The sequence below is a fragment of the Thauera sp. K11 genome, from assembly GCF_002354895.1.
Classification (GTDB): Bacteria; Pseudomonadota; Gammaproteobacteria; order Burkholderiales; family Rhodocyclaceae; genus Thauera; species Thauera sinica.
In genome coordinates this window covers 2106549-2123946 of sequence record NZ_CP023439.1, presented here as the reverse complement: position 1 = coordinate 2123946, position 17398 = coordinate 2106549, and the positions used below count along the sequence as shown (strand labels likewise).

The following is a 17398-nucleotide window of genomic DNA, read 5'->3' as shown; positions in this document are numbered from 1 at the left end:
GGCAGCAGCGGGGCAGCAATGCCCCGCTTTTTCCACTGCCCCTTTTGCCGCGAGGCCGAAGGCGCAGCGGAAAAAGCATGGACACGAGGGACCGCATCCGCCCGGCGGCAAACGACACCCGCCGTGCGCGCGGAGCGCACATGAGAAAAATGGATAGACGATCAGATGATTCCCGCACGGCCGGGAGCCGCCGCGCGCGCGGCGCGGGGCAGGGCGCTTTCGCACGCCTCGCGGCCTGCCTGCTGTCGACGGCGGCTGGCCTGCTGCTCTGGAGCCTCGGCACCACGCCGGCCGGCGCCGCCACCGCCGCTGCCGGCACCGTGCTGTCCGTGCAGGCCCACGCCGACTACTACGCCGAAGGCGAGATCCTGCGCCGCCGCGTCTACACCACCGGCGCCGTCTCCGCCGTCGTCGGCGCGGTCGAATCCCTCGACCTGAGCGGCAACACCCGCGTCCCCGGCCAGCCCGGCGCCAACATCGCGCTCGCCTACCTGCTCGCCAACACCGGCAACACCACCTCCGAATACACCCTGCAGGCCGGCTCCCCGCAGCCGGGCACCGCCGCCGCCGGCTGCGATGCCGCCGGCTTCAGCCTCGCGGGCGTGCAGCTCATCCACGACACCAACAACAACGGCGTCGCCGACGCCGGCGAAACCCCCATCCCCGCCGGCGGCAGCCTGCGCCTCGGCGCCGGGCGCCAGGCCGCGCTGCTCGTCGTCGGCAGCGTCCCCGCCAGCGCCAGCGGCAGCGCCTGCCTCACGCTGACCGCCACCACCGCGCTGCAGGGCACCACCGCCACCGTCGCCACCCGGGTCGCGGTCGGCACCGGCGCGGGGATCTTCCTCACCAAGTCCGCCGCCTGGTCCGGCGCCGACGCCCTCGCGCCCGGCGCCGCCGGCAACATCCGCTTCGACATCCTCGCCCGCAACCAGGGCAGCGCCGCCGCCACGGCCACCGCCACCGGCGGCGCCCAGCTCGCCACCGTCCGCATCGACGGCGTCGCCACCCCCCTGCTGCTGCTGCGCGACCGCATCCCCGCCGGCACCCGCTACGTCGCCCAAAGCCTCAAGGCCACCACGCCGGGGGCCAGGCGCCTGTTCCGGCTGCCGGGCGACCCGGAATTCAGCTACACCACGCTCGACCACCCGGACGCCGTCGAAGTCGCCATCGGCCTGGGCACCCTGGCCCCCGACGCCGCCACCGGCATGAGCTTCGACGTCCGCACCCGCGAAGACGGCGCCGGCCTGCCCGCCGACATCGTCAACCACGCCTGGATCGACTACCAGGACGCCGCCGGCCCCGCCTCCCTGCGCAGTAACACCGTCGTCCTGCCGCTCACCCTCGACCGCATCGGCATCGCCCTCGCCGCCGGCCGCGCCGTGGCCCAGCACGACGCCGACGGCAACCCCGACGGCACCGGCCTCGTGCGCTTCACCGCGCGCGTGCGCAACTACGGCAGCAGCCCGCTGTTCAACGTCCAGGTCACCCAGCTCCTCGACGGCGCCGCCCGCTTCGGCGCTTGGAGCGCGCAGCCCATGCCCGCCGCCGGGCAGTACACCATCGTCGCCGGCAGCGTGCGCATCGCCAGCCGGCAAGGCTCCGCCGTCGTCGCCGCCCCCAATGCCGCCTTCAGCGGCCGCCAGGGCGAACACACCCTGCTCGCACCCGGCGCCTACCTCCCGGTCGGCGCCGGCCTCACCGTCGAATTCGACGCCCGCATCAATTTCAGCGGCCGCAACACCGTCCTCAACACCAGCGCCACCGCCACCGCCGGCCGCCTGCCGTCCACCGCCGGCGAAGTCACCGACGAATCCGTCGATGGCGCCGACCCCGACCCCTCCGGCATGGGCCAGCCGCATCTGGCGCGTTCCCTGACCCCGGTCGAACCACCCCCCGCGCTGGGCTTCACCAAGACCGCCGAGGTCCGCCGCGTCGGCCAGGGCATCCACGAAATCGACTACCGGATCACCGTGCGCAACGCCGGCCTCAACGCCGCCGCGGGCCTGCGCGTGCTCGACGACCTCGACTGCGCCATCCACAAAGGCAGCTCCGGCGCCGGCATCGAAAGCTGGCAGCTCGTCGGCCAGCCCGTCGCGCGCAACGGCCGCCTCGGCATCAACCCCGGCTTCACCGGCAAGGTCGCCGCCGCCGCGCCGTGTGGCGGCCCCGTCGACCCCGCGGCGGGCATGCCCCTGTCCGCCTCGCTCAGCCTCACCGACGGCCAGCGCGGCCTGCAACCGGGCGAAAGCGAAGAAATCGCCTTCACCGTGCGCGTCCGCCTCGCCGCCGAAGGCACCGCGGCCATCGAGAACAAGGCCTGGGTCGCCAGCTTCGGCGCCGACGACACCGGCAACGGCATCCTCGTCTCCAGCAGCGCCGTCACCGCCGCCACCCTGCTGGTCGACCCGCAAGGCATCGTCTACGACTCCGTCACCCGCCAGCCCGTGGCCGGCGCCGTGGTCAAGCTCCAGCGCCAGTCCTGCACCCGCGGCACGCCCACGCCCATCACCGCGGCCGAAATCTTCAACGGCACCGCCGCCGGCTTCGTCTACGACGCCGACGGCAGCGTCAGCATGACCACCGGCGCCGACGGCCAATACCAGTTCTTCTGGAACGCGCCGCCGCTCGACAGCATCTGCACCTACGGCATCACCGTCACGCCGCCCGCCGGCTACACCGCCTCGGCCATCATCCCCGCCGCCGCCGGCGTGTTCGGCGGTTGCGGCACGGTCGTGCCCAACGACGGCGCGCCGCAGGCCGGCCAGCCCACCACCTGGCACGCCGCCATCGTCTCCGGCCACGACAGCGCCGCCGGCACCAGTTGCGAAGTCCTGCACAACCACATCCCGCTCGACGTCGCCGGCATCGGCGGCGCCCTGCTGCTGCGCAAGGAAGCCAACAAGAAAGAAGCCGAATTCGGCGATTTCGTCGACTACGCCCTCACCGTCACCAACAAGAGCGGGCTCACCCTCGAAGGCGTCGCCTTCGACGACGCGCTGCCGCCCGGCTTCGCCTACATCGCCGGCAGCGCCCGCATCGCCGGCCGCCTCGCGCCCGACCCCGGCGGCGCCCCCGGCCCCCGGCTCGCCTTCGACTACCCGGCCCTCACCCTGAAAGACGGCCAGAGCATCAAGGTGCAGTACCGCGTGCGCATCGGCGTCGGCGCCCCCACCAGCGGCGAAGCCATCAACCGCGCCCGCGCCCGCAGCTCCGGCATCGTCTCCAACGACGCAAGCTGGCGCATACGCATCGAAGGCGGCCCCTTCTCCGACGAAGCCTATGCCTTCGGCAAGGTCCACCTCGACTGCAACGCCAACGGCGAACAGGACGGCGAAGCCGAACCGGGCATCCCCGGCGTGCGCCTGTTCATGGAAAACGGCACCAGCGTCACCACCGACGCCGAAGGCCGCTGGAGCCTCTACGGCCTCAAGCCCATCACCCACGTGATCAAGGTCGACGGCGCCACGCTCCCCGCCGGCGCCCGCCTCGCCGCCTGGGACAACCGCAACGCCGGCAGCCCCGACAGCCGCTTCCTCGACGTCAAGAAAGGCGAATTCGCCAAGGCCAACTTCCTCGTCGCCAACTGCGACGACCCCGCCGTGCGCGCCGAAGTCGAAGCCCGCCGCACCGCCGCCGCCAGCGCCATCGGCTCCGAACTCGACACCGTCCTCAAGGCCCGGCTCGGCACCACCGACACCCCCCGCCAGGCCGACCTGCGCGGCCTGCCCGCCGCCGGCAGCGCAGGCCGCGGCAGCGGCAGCGGCATGAGCATGGCCGTCAGCCGGCCCCTGCTCGAACTCCCGGCCGCGCTCACCACCGAAGGCGCCGCCGGCAGCGTCGCCCCGCTGGCCCCGCTCGCCGCCCCGGCCGCCGGCACCATTCCCGGCACCGTTCCCGGCGCCGGCGCCTTCCGCCCCGACGGCGGCGCCAGCCTGCTCGGCCCGCTGCCCGCCCCCGGCGTCATCGAACTCGAAAAAGTCCTCGACGGCCTCGACACCGCGCCCGGCTTCATCGGCCTCGCCGACGGCGACACCGTCCCCGCGCGCAGCCTCAACCTGCGGGTCAAGGGCGTGGCCGGCACCACCCTCGCCGTGGCCGTCAACGGCACCCCCGTGCCGCAGGGCCGCGTCGGCAAGAAAGCCATGCTGCCCGCCACCGGCGTCGAAGCCTGGGAATACATCGGCATCGCCCTGCGCGCCGGCGCCAACACCCTCGAACTCACCGTCATCGACCCCATGGGCAACCCCCGCGGCCGGGCCGCGATCACCGTCACCGCCCCCGACGAACTCGGCGCCATCCACATCGACCTCCCCGAAGGGCTGCGCGCCAACCCCGGCGAACCCGCCACCTTCACCCTGCGCCTCACCGACGCCCGCGGCGTGCCCGTCACCGCCCGCACCCCGCTCACGCTCGAAGCCGACAACGGCCGCTGGCTCGCCGAAGACCTCAACCCGCAGGAACCCGGCACCCAGGTCTTCATCGAAGGCGGCCAGGTCAAGCTGCGCTTCGAACCCCCCGCCGACCCCGGCTCCGTCCGCCTGCGCGCCAGCAGCAACCTCATCGTCCGCGACGCGCGCGCCGACTTCCTGCCCGCCCACCGCCCCATGCGCGGCATCGGCATCGTCGAAGGCGTGATCGACCTCGGCAAGCGCGGCCGCCTCAGCCTCGGCCCCAACACCGCCGCCAACGCCTTCGAGCACGAACTCGCCGGGCTGGCCGGCGGCGACGGCCGGGCCGCCGCCCGCGGCGCCTTCTACTTCAAGGGCACCATCAAGGGCGAATACCTGCTCACCACCGCCTACGACTCCGACAAGACCACCCGCGACCGCATGTTCCGCGACATCCGGCCCGACGAGCTCTACCCGGTCTATGGCGACGACTCCGAGCGCGCCTTCGACGCCCAGAGCACCCGCAAACTCTACGTCCGCATCGACAAGGACCGCTCCTACCTGCTCCACGGCGACTTCACCACCGCCAGCAGCACCGAAGTACGCCAGCTCAGCCAGGTCAACCGCGCGCTCACCGGCATCAAGCACCAGTACGAAAGCGAAGGCGCCCGCATCACCTCCTTCGCCAGCCGCGACAGCACCCATCAGCGGATCGAAGAACTGCCCGCCAACGGCCTCTCCTTCTACGTCCTCTCCGGCGGCGGCGACATCGTCCTCAACAGCGAACGGGTCGAACTCGTCGTGCGCAGTCGCGGCCAGCCCCAGATCGTCCTCGGCGTCCGCCCCCTGGCCGCCAACAGCGACTACAGCTTCGAACCCCTCACCGGGCGCCTCATCCTCGTCAACCCCGTCGCCTCGGTCGACCCCGACTTCAACCCGCAGTCGATCCGGGTCACCTATGAAGTCGACACCGGCGGCCCCGAATTCCTCGTCGCCGGCACCGACGCCCAGTTCAAGATCGGCGAATCCATCCAGGCCGGCGTCGTCGCCATGAAGGACGACGACCCCGAGAACCCGCGCACCCTCAAGGCCGTCACCGCGCTCGCCCGCCTCGGCGAACACACCGTGATCGCCGGCGAAGCCGTGCGCACCGAATCCGACCTCAAAGGGCAGGGCGGCGCCTCGCGCGTCGAAATCCGCCACGCCGACGGCGACTTCAAGGCCCAGGCCCAGCTCCTGCGCACCGACACCGAATTCGACAACCCCTCCGCCACCGCCACCGGCGGCCGCACCGAAGGCACCGGCCGCGCCGAATACAAGCTCGACGACGACACCCGCATCAAGGCCGCCGCCCTCTACAGCAAGCTCGCCGGCACCGGCACCACCGACACGCGCACCAGCGTCTCCGTGGCCGTGCAGCGCAAGCTCGGCGAAGACCTCGTCGCCGAAGTCGGCCTGCAGCACGGCAACGACCAGGGCACCCAGGCCGGCAGCTTCGACTACGGCCAGGCCGGCACCGGCACCGGCAGCGGCAGCACCACCGGCGCCACCGGCAGCACCGTCGGCACCCTCGGCGGCGGCGCCACGGGCAGCGAAAATTCCACCACCGTGCGCGGCCGCCTCACCAGCCGCATCCCGGCGCTGCCCCAGGCCGAAGTCTTCGGCGAAATCGAACAGGACCTCGAACACGGCGACCGCCGCGCCGTCGCCGTCGGCGGCAACTACGCCCTCACCGACAAGACCCGCCTCTACGGCCGCCACGAATTCGTTTCCAGCCTGCTCGGCGCCTACAACCTCGGCGCCACCACCCAGCGCAACACCACCGTGTTCGGCATCGACAGCGCCTACATGGAAGGCGGCCGCGTCTACAACGAATACCGCCGCGCCACCAGCGGCGGGCAGAACGCCACCGGCCTGCGCAACACCTTCAAGCTCACCGACACCCTGCGCATGAGCGCCGGCTTCGAACGCACCCGCGCCGTCCGCGCGTCCGACGACACCGACACCGCCGGCAGCCAGGGCACCTCCACCGCCATCACCCTCGGCGCCGACTACGCCGACGGCCCCTGGCGCGCCACCGGCGCCCTCGAAGCGCGCGACGGCGCCGAATCCGACTCCCGCCTGTTCGCCGCCGGCGTCGCCTACAAGTTCGACCGCGACTGGACCGCCCTCGTGCGCAGCACCGCCACCCTCACCGACAGCGCCAGCGCCGGCCGCCACCTCATCGCCCGCCAGCAGTTCGGCCTCGCCTGGCGGCCGGCCTACACCGACCGCGTGAACGGCCTGCTGCGCTACGAATACCGCCACGAAACCCTCACCGCCGGCAGCGCCGGCAGCGTCAGCGGCTACGGCAGCAGCGCCGCCTTGCCCGGCACCTACCGCACCCACATCATCACCGGCCTGGGCAACTACAACCCCGCGCGCGGCAGCGTGCTCAGCGCGCGCTACGCCGCCAAGTTCGCCAGCGTCGAAGACGACATCCTCGACGCCACCCGCTACTGGGCCCAGCTCGCCCACCTGCGCTACACCCGCGACCTCGGCCCCGACTGGGACATCGGCGTGCAGGGCGGCCTGCTGTGGGGGCAGGGCGGCGCGCGCCAGCACACCCTGGGCCTGGAAGCCGGCTACCAGGTGCTCAAGAACCTGTGGCTGTCCGCCGGCTACAACGTGCTCGGCCTCGACGACCCCGAACTGACCGGCGCCGACTACACCAGCCGCGGCGCCTACGTCCGCCTGCGCTTCAAGTTCGACGAAAACACCCTCGGCCTCGGCGGCGGCGCCGCGCCGCAGGCCGCCGCAAGCCCGGCCCCCCTCGCCGCAACCCCGGCCGCCGCGCCGCCGGCCCCGGCCGCCGCCGACCCGCTCGCCGCCCTGTGCGCGTGGCAGCCCGGCCAGCCGCTGCCGGCCTGCATCCAGTGGTCCGAAGAACGCCTCTTCGAACCCGGCGGCAAGGCGCTCAGCGCCACCGGCCAGGGCCTCATCGACGCCCTCGTGCGCCAGCTCGCCGCCCGCGGCGACGCCGCCGACCACAAAGTCGCGATCAGCGTCGGCCACGGCGACACCGACAGGGACGCCAGCCTGCTCTGGCTCGCCCGCGCCGCCACGCTGCGCAGCGCGCTGCAGGCCCTGGGCCCGCTGCGCATCGGCATCGCCGTCGATTCGCAGCCCCTGCAGGCCGCCGACCTCGCCGAACAGGCGCGGCAGGCCCCCGGCCGCAGCCTGCACATCGCCGTCACCGCCCGCTCCACCGCCGCGCCGCTCGCCGCCGCCGCCCCCACCTCCGCGCAGTGAACCCGCCGTCATGACCCACAAGAACAACACCCACCGCACCCGCCGCCCGTCCGCGCCCATCGCCCACCCGCACCGCCTGCGCGCCTTCCTCGCCGGCCTGCTCGTGCTGGTGCTGCTGGCGCTCGGGCTGGCGCCGCTGCGGTCGGCGCTGGCGGCGGAGTACACCAACGTGTCTGGGGCAATCAGCTCCGGCCCCTGGGTGTGGCTCAACGACCCTAACGTCGCTGCGACCGCCTGGGTGGGCGGGGTATACCCTTCCACCACCGATGACGTCGTGCTCCGGCCTGCGGGCCAGTTCGGCGGGATGCCCGCGGAGTGGCGCAACATCACCATCGTCGGCCTCGCGGCCTGCTACAACAATGGCGGTGGCTTCCAGGTTCGCGCGAATGGCGACTACCGCCACTACGCCGGCTACAACTGCAACATCTGGGGGCACCAAGGCGCGGCGGTGGATGCCTACGCCCTGCGGGTGCTCGGAAACGCCGTCATCGGAACCGACACGGTCCAGACCATCACGGCGGCCGACAGCGGTATCGAGCCCTTCACCGTCGGGCCCTCGGGGGGCGCGGCGCGCTGGAGGTATGTGACGATCGACGGCAACCTCGACATCGTCCGGGGCTACCTCACGCTGTACGGCACCGGCAATTCCACGGTCGGGGGCACGCTGACCATGGGGGGCGGCGCGGCGACCTCGCTCACATTGAACGGTTTGGGCCTCACCGTCGGGGCATTCAACACCACGGGCACCCAGGCCAAGACCATCGAGCTGGGCACGGGCGGCACGCTGACCGTCGGCGGCACGTCCAGCTTCAACGCCACCACCGCCCTGACCGGCAGCGGCACCATCGTGCTCAACGCTGGCGCCACCCTCACGCTCGACACCAGCATCAACAACACCGACATCAACATCGTCCTCAAAGGCGGCACCCTCAAGCTCGCCACCGGCCGCAGCTACAACATCGGCACGCTCAGCCTCACCGCCAACAGCACGATCGACTTCGGCAAGAGCAACGCCAGCCTGCGTACCGCCTCGCTCGAACCCGGCGGCTACACGCTCAGCGTCGTCAACTGGTCCAGCAGCATCAGCCGCCTCCACGCCACCGCCATCGCCGGCAGCCCCGCGCGCGACACCGCCGGCGCGGCCCCGCTCAACCAGATCCCCTTCGACGTCGAACCGGCCGCCAACACCAAGTGGTCCAGCATCGACGACGAGATCTTCTCCGACCTCACCCGCTACTGGGACGGCGCCAACACCTCGCAGAACGGCGTGATCAACGGCGGCGGCGCCACCTGGGATGCCCAGACCAGGTGGACCAACTCCGCCGGCGACCGCAATTCCACCTGGGTGCCCGGCCAGGTGGCGGTGTTCCAGAACACCGGCGGCGCGGTGACCCTGAGCGGCCCCAAGTCCATCGGCGGCCTGCACTTCAAGGTCAGTGGCTACGGCATCGGCGGCGGCACGCTCACGCTGGACGCCTATCCCTCGGTGTTCTCGGCCGATGCCACCGTCAACGTCGTGGTCGGCTCCACCATCACGGGCAGCGCCGAACTCAGGAAGGACGGCGCGGGCACCATCGTGCTCACCGGCGCCAGCACCTACACCGGCGCCACCTCCGTCGCCGCCGGCACCCTGCAGGTCGGCAACGCCCTCGCCGTCGGCAGCATCCCCAACACCGGCGCCACCGTGGCCAGCGGCGCCACGCTCGCCTTCAACCGCAACAACGCCTACACCTACGCCGGCGCCATCGACGGCGCGGGCGCCGTCACCAAGGCCAGCGCGGGCAACCTCACGCTGGAAGGCGCCAACACCTACAACGGCGGCACCACGGTGAGCGGGGGCACCCTGACCATCGGCGGCGCCGGCGGCACGCCCGGCACCGGCGGCGTGGCGCTGAGCGCGGCCGGCACGCTGCTCGACTTCACCCGCAGCACCGACCTCGGCTACGCCGGCGTCATCAGCGGCGCGGGCGCGGTGACCAAGTCCACCGCCGACGCCACCCTCACGCTCACCGGCAACAATACCTACACCGGCGCCACCACCGTGAGCGCGGGCACGCTGCAGGTGGGCAACAACACCACCACCGGCAGCCTCGCCAGCGGCAGCGCCGTCACCATCGCCAGCGGCGCCACGCTGGCCTACTACAGTTCGAGCGACAGCACGGGCAACGCCCTCATCGGCAACACCTTCGCCGGCGCGGGCACGCTGCGCTTCAAGGGCAACACCACCCAGAACCAGAGTTCCTACAAGCTCAGCGCCGCCACCCACAGCCTCAGCGGCGCGGTGGTGGTGGAAAGCGGCGCCCGCCTGCTCAGGGACAACGCCGGTGGGCTGGGCACGGCGCCCATCACCATCGCATCGGGCGGGCAACTGTACCTGAGCGGCGCCAGCGCCGACATGACCAACGCCGTCTCCATCGCCGGCACGGGCTGGAACGAAGCCGCGGGCTACATCGGCGCGCTGCGTGTGGATGCCGGGGCCACGCAGAGCGGCAACGTCACCCTGACCGCCGCGTCGAGCATCGGTACGTTTGGCGGCACCGGCACCATCAGCGGCGTGATCTCCGGCGGCTTCGCGCTGACCAAGCTCCGCGCCGGCACCACCGTCCTCACCGGCGCCAACACCTACACCGGCGCCACCACGGTGAGCCTGGGCACGCTGCAGGTGGGCGCGGGCACCGCCGCCGGCACGCTGGGCACGGGGGCGGTCAGCATCGCCAGCGGCGCGACGCTGGCGTTCTACCGCAGCGACGGCGGCTCCGGCTACAGCGTGCCGCAGACGATCTCCGGCGCCGGCACGCTCAGCTTCAAGGGCACGGGCACGGGCGGCCAGAGCCGCTACGTCATCGAGGTGGACAACACCGCATTGACTGGCCCGGCGATCGTGGAGACCGGGGCGCTGGTGGATGTGATGCATGCCAAGGCGCTGGGCACCGGCGCGGTGACGGTCCAGCCCAACGCCACCTTGCGGATCGGCAACCTCACGCTCGCCAACAACCTCTCGCTCGCGAACGGGGCGTGGAATACCGGCGCGGGGACCTTCGGCGGCCTGCGCTTCGCCGACGACAGCACCACGGGCGTGGTCACCGGGAACGTCCAGTTGACGGCCGATGCCAGGGTCGGGACCTATGCCACGGGCACCATCGGCACCATCAGCGGCGTCATCAGCGGCGGCTTCGGTTTCACCAAGGAAGGCGCGGGCACCCTGGTGCTGTCGGGCGCCAACACCTACACCGGCGCCACCACCGTCAGCGGCGGCAAGCTGAAGCTGGGTGCCAACGGCGCGCTGCCCTCGGCCAGCGCCACCACGGTCACCGGTACGCTGAACCTCGACGGCAAGACGCAAAGCCTCGCCAGCCTCACCAGCACCGGCGGCACGCTGGACCTGGGCACCAACGGCACGCTCACGATCACCGGCAACAGCAGCATCGGCGCCGTCAGCGGCAGCGGCACCATCAAGGTCACCGGCGGCACGCTGACGCTCACCAGCGCGATCAACAGCGCCAGCGTGCACATCGAACTGGCCGGCGGCACGCTGGCGCTGGGCGCCCTCACGCACAGCATCGGCACGCTCACGGTGTCGGCCGACAGCACGCTGGACATGAACGCGGGCACCGCCCAACTGACCGTGGCCACGCTCACGCCGGCCGCCGGCAAGCTGCTCACGGTGAGCAACTGGACCTCGGGCACCGACCACTTCTACGCCACCGCCGTCACCGGCGGCCCGGCCAAGGACGTGCCCAACACCGCGCCGCTCAACCGCGTCAAGCTCGGCAGCGCCCCGCCCAGCGCCACCTACTGGGCCACCACCGGCAGCGAACTGCTGGCCTTCAGCGGCCCCTACACGTATTGGGACGGCGCGGCCAGCAACGTCACCAGCATCGAAGGCGGCACCGGCAACTGGACCACCGCCGGCACCAACTGGACCACCGAGCAGGGCGGCCCCAACGGCGCCTTCACCCCCAACAACTTCGCCTTCTTCGACGGCACGGCCGGCACCGTGACGGTAAGCGCGGCGCAGAACATCGGCGGGCTGATCTTCAAGACCGACGGCTACATCGTCAACGGCAGCACCCTCACCGGCACGGCAGCCATCAACTACCTGCAGGCCAACCCGGACGTGACGGCCACGGTGGGCAGCGTGCTGGCCGGCAACAAGGCCTATGAAAAGGCGGGCAACGGCACCCTCATCCTGACCGGCAACAACACCTACACCGGCGCGACGACGGTGTCGTTCGGCACCCTGCAGGTGGGCAACAACACCACCGCCGGCAGCCTCGCCGGCGCCAGCGCCGTCAGCATCGCCAGCGGCGCCACGCTGGCCTACTACAGCCCCAGCGTCGACGGGGGCAACGCCGCCATCGCCAACACCTTCGCCGGTGCGGGCACGCTGCGCTTCATGGGCAACGGCACCTCGGGCCAGAGTTCCTACAAGCTCAACGCCGCCACCCACACCCTGAGCGGGGCGGTGCAGGTGAAGAGCGGCGCAAGGCTGAACAGGGACGGCACCGGCACCCTGGGCACCGCGCCCATCACCGTCGAAGCGGGCGGGCAACTGCTGCTGAGCGGCGGCACGATGACCAACGCGCTGTCCATCGCGGGCACGGGCTGGGCCCATTCCGCGGGCGCGCTGGGCGCGCTGCGCCTGGCGGGCGGCGCCATACAGAGCGGCAACGTCGCGCTGGCCGCCAACGCGGACGTCGGCGCCTACGGCTCCGGCGACACCGGCACCATCGGCGGCGTGGTCTCCGGCGGCTTCACGCTGACGAAGGTCGGCCTGGGCACCATCATCCTGGGCAGCAACAACACCTACACCGGCACCACCACGGTGAGCGCCGGCAAGCTGGCCGTGGGCGCGGGCGGCACCACGGGCACCCTGGGCACCGGCGCGGTCAGCGTCGCCAGCGGCGCGTCGCTGGAGTTCTACCGCTCCAACGGCACCTACACGATCGGCAGCGCGCTCTCCGGCGCCGGCACGCTCAACCTGCGGGGCACGGGCATGCCCGACCAGAGCGGCTACGTCATCGGCACGGCCAACACCCTGAGCGGCGCGGTCACCGTGGGCAACGGCGCGCGCTTCATCGTGGACCACGGCAGCGCGGCCGGCACGGCGTCGATCACCGTTTCCAGCGGCGGCAGCCTGTTCGTGCGCGACGGCGTCACCCTGGCCAACGCGCTCATCCTGGCGGGCAACGGCCAGAACGAGACGGACGGCAACCTGGGCGCGCTGCGGCTGCGCAACAGCAGCGCCACCGGCGCCGTCGCGCTCGCCGGCAACACCCGCATCACCACCCAGGCCGTCGCCGACGTGGGCACCATCAGCGGTGCCGTCAGCGGCGCCTACGCGCTGGAGAAGACCGGCGCCGGCACGCTGGTGCTGAGCGGCGCCAACGGCTACACCGGCGTCACCACGGTGAGCGCGGGCACGCTCAAGCTCGGCGCCAGCGGCACGCTGCCGGCCGCCACCTCCGCCACCGTCGCCAGCGGCGCCACGCTGAACCTCGACGGCAAGACGCAGACCCTGGCGGGCCTCACCAGCACCAGCGGCACGCTGGACCTGGGCACCGGCGGCACGCTCACGCTCGGCGGCAACAGCAGCATCGGCGCCATCAGCGGCAGCGGCACCATCAAGGTCACCGGCGGCACGCTCACGCTGGCGAACGCGATCAGCAACACCAGCGTGCACATCGAACTGGCCGGCGGCAGCCTGGCGCTGGGCGCCAACACCTACAGCATCGGCACCTTCACCATCAGCAACACGGCCACGCTGGACATGGCCAGCGGCGCGGCCAGCCTGACGGCGGTCACGCTCACGCCGAAGACGGGCACGCTGCTGACGGTGAACAACTGGACCTCGGGCACCGACCACTTCTACGCCACCGCCATCACCGGCGCCCCGGCCAAGGGCGTGACCGGCATCGCGCCGCTCGACCGCGTCAAGCTCGGCAGCAACGCGGCCAGCGCCACCTACTGGGCCAGCGCCGGCAACGAACTGCTGGCCTTCAGCGGCCCGTTCACCTACTGGGACGGCGCCGCCGCCAACAGCACCGGCGTCGAAGGCGGCGCCGGCACCTGGAGCAGCGCCGGCACCAACTGGACCACCAGCACCGGCAGCCCCAACGGTGCCTGGACGGCCGGGGAGGTGGCGGTTTTCGGCACCACCACCGCGTCCGTCACCGTCAACGTGACCGCGGCGCAGAGCATCGGCGGCCTGACTTTCAAGACCGACGGCTACACCCTCACCGGCAGCACGCTGACCGGTGCGGCGGCCACCACCCCGCTGGTCACCGATCCGGGGGCCTCCGCCACGGTGGGCAGCGTGCTGGCCGGCAGCAACGCTTTCAAGAAGGACGGCAACGGCGTCCTCATGCTGACCGGCGCCAACACCTTCAGCGGCGCGATGAACGTGGCGGGCGGCGTGCTGCTCGTGGGCCACGCCTCGGCGCTGGGCACCACGGTCGGCGCCACCACCGTCGGCAGCGGCGCGTCGCTGGGCCTGACGGGCGGCATCACCGTGGGCGCCGAGCCGCTGACGATCAGCGGCGTGGGCTCGGGCGGCACCGGCGCGCTGCAGAACGCGGGCGGCAGCAACACCTGGGGCGGCGCCATCACCCTGGCGGCCGACTCGGTCATCGACACCGGGACCGGCACGCTGACGCTGTCGGGCGCCATCGGCGGCGCCTACGCGCTCACCTTCGCCAGCGCGGGCGACACCGTCGCCGGCGGCGTCATCGGCACCGGCGCGGGCACGCTGACCAAGAGCGGCGCCGGCACCCTGACGCTGAACGCGGCCAACACCTACACCGGCGCCACCACGGTGAGCGCGGGCACCCTCAAGCTGGGCATCAACGGCGCGCTGGCGTCGGCCAGCGCCACCACGGTCGCATCCGGCGCCACGCTGAACCTCGACGGCAAGACCCAGACGCTGGCCAGCCTCGCCAGCAGCGGCACGCTGAACCTGGGCACGGGCGGCACGCTGACCCTCAGCGGCAACAGCAGCATCGGCACGGTGACGGGCAGCGGCACCATCAAGGTGACGGGCGGCACGCTGACGCTGGGCACGGGCTTCACCAACACCAATGTGAACATCGAGCTGGCCGGCGGCAACCTGACGCTGGGCGCCAATACCTACGGCATCGGCACCTTCACCATCACCAACGATGCCACGCTGGACATGGCCAGCGGCACCGCCAGCCTGACGGCGGCCACGCTGACCCCGGCCGCCGGCAAGCTGCTGACGGTGACCAACTGGACGGCCGGCACCGACCACCTCTACGCCACCGCCATCACCGGCGCCCCGGCCAAGGGCGTGACGGGCATCGCGCCGCTCGACCGCGTCAAGCTCGGCAGCAACGCCGCCAGCGCCACCTACTGGGCCAGCACCGGCAACGAACTGCTGGCCAACGCGGGGCCCTTCACCTACTGGGACGGGCCCGCCGCCAACACCACCAGCATCGAAACCGGCAGCGGCACGTGGGACTACAGCACCAGGAACTGGACCACCAGCACCGGCAGTCCCAACGGCGTGTGGACCGACGGCAACATCGCCACCTTCGGCGGGAGCGCGACCTTCACCGCCACGCTGAACGCCGACGTCACCATCGCCGGGCTGCACAACCACGCCAACTATCTGACGATCGGCGGCACGGGCAGCCTGACGCTGGGCGCTTCGCCCACCGTGTTCTCGACCGGCTCGGGTTGTGCTTTTGGAAGCTGGATCGAGGTGCCCGTCAAAGGCACCAACGACCTGCAGATCGGCAACACGAAGTTCACCATCCGCTCGGTCAGCACGTATAGCGGCAACACCACTTTCGACACCTGCGAGTTCGTCATCGGAAATGCCGGCTCGCTGGGCAGCGGCAGCTACGCAGGCGCCATCGCCAGCGGCGGCGGCCTGTTCAGGTACAGCAGCTCGGCCGCCCAGACGCTGTCGGGCGTGATCTCGGGCAGCGGCGGGCTGACCAAGGACACCTCGGCCGCCTCGACGCTGACCCTGACCGGCGCCAACACCTACACCGGCGCCACCACGGTGAGCACGGGCACGCTCCGCGTGGGCAACGGCGGCACCACGGGCAGCATCGCCGGCGACATCGGCGTGGCCGGCGGCGCGACGGCGGAATGGTTCCGCGCGGACACGACCTCGCTCGCCATCGGCAACACGCTGTCGGGCGCGGGCAGCTTCGGCTTCCAGATGACGGGCCTGTCGGCCAGCACCGACACCATCGTCACCAGCGTGGCCGGCACGCCGGCGCCCGGCGCGGCCGGCATCGAGGGCACCGCCGGCACGGCGGTGACGATCACCGAGGCCACCGTGCCCGCCGGCTGGCCGGCCAACCCGGCCGCGGCCAGTTGCGTGGATGCCAACGGCACCGCCAGCGGCAACGGCACGGGGCCGTTCGGCACCCTGTCGGGCAAGGTGCTGAGCATCGCCGCGTCCAATCTGGTGGCCGGGGCCGACATCACCTGCACCTTCGTCAATACCCTGAACGGCATCGGCGGCACGGTGTTCAACGACGGCGGCGCGCCCAGCGGCGGGGCCAACACCGGCACGCCCAACAACGGCGTGCAGGACGGCGCCGAGGCCGGGCTGGCCGGGCTGGCGGTGAGCCTGACCGACTGCGCCGCCACCCCCCACGCCAGCGCCACCACCGACAGCGCCGGCCGCTACAGCCTGCAGGTGCCGCCCGCCGCCGCGGGCCAGCCGGTGTGCGTGAGCGTGGCGGTGCCGTCGGCCCGCCGCGCCACCGGCGCCAGCGTGGCGGGCACGCCCACGCCCGACGGCGCGGCCACCAGCGTGGGCGGGGTGAGCTACACCTACGACCGCGCCGGCCAGCGGCAGGCGTTCACCGCGCCCGCCACCGGCGTGCTGACGCTGGACTTCGGCGTGGTGCCCGACAGCACGCTGCAGTCCGACAGCAGCAAGACGGGGCCCGGCGGCGGCGCGGCCGTGCACGGCCACAGCTTCACCGCGGGCACGGGCGGCAGCGTGGTGTTCTCCACCGGCGCCGGCACCAGCACGCCGGCGGTCGGCGGCTGGAGCGAGGTGGTGTATGCCGACCCGGACTGCACCGGCACGCTGCAGTCCGGCGCCGCCAGGCTGTATCCGCCGGCGGTGCCGCAGACCGTGGTGCAGGGCCAGGTGGTGTGCGTGGTGATGCGGCAGTTCGTGCCCGAAGGGGTGGCGAGCGGGGCGGCCAACAGCGTGCCGGTGCAGGCGGCGCTGACCTTCACCAACGCCGCGCCGGGCCTGGTGGCGACCTACACGGTGACCGACACCACCACGATGTCGTCGGGCGCGCTGACGCTGCAGAAGCGCGTGCGCAACGTGAGCACCGGCGGCGCCTTCGGCACGAGCAACCAGGCCCGCTCGGGCGACACGCTGGAGTACGAGGTGACCTACACCAACACCGGCGCGGAGCCGCTGACCAATATGCAGATCAGCGACGGCACGCCGGCCTACACCACCTTCGTGTCGGCCGCGGCGGACCTGCCGCTGCCGGGCGGGGTGACCGGCTGCAGCCTGCGCTCGCCGGCCAACCCGCCGCCGGCCGCGGCGGCGCCGTGCTCGCCGGCCCAGACCGGCACCGGCAAGGGGCTCATCGGCTGGCATCTGGACGGCAGCGTGAATCCGGGCGCCAGCGGCACGGTGCGCTATACGGTGACAGTGGATTGAGTGGGGCAGGGGTGGGGAGGCGGCCCGCCTGATCTTGCCAAGCCGCCCG

The 17398-nt window shown here is 72.4% G+C and carries 2 protein-coding genes; both read left to right on the top strand.

All coding sequences use genetic code 11. From position 1 onward, the window contains the following. Positions 1–149: 149 nt before the first annotated feature. Positions 150–7679 carry a DUF11 domain-containing protein gene (locus tag CCZ27_RS09210; RefSeq protein WP_096447537.1) on the top strand — a complete coding sequence of 2510 codons (7530 nt, stop codon included), beginning with the start codon at positions 150–152 and terminating at the stop codon, positions 7677–7679. 10 nt (positions 7680–7689) lie between these two features. Then, entirely contained in the window at positions 7690–17349 is a 9660-nt protein-coding gene (locus CCZ27_RS09205) for an autotransporter-associated beta strand repeat-containing protein (protein ID WP_096447535.1), read from the top strand. The last annotated feature ends 49 nt before the right edge of the window (positions 17350–17398 follow it).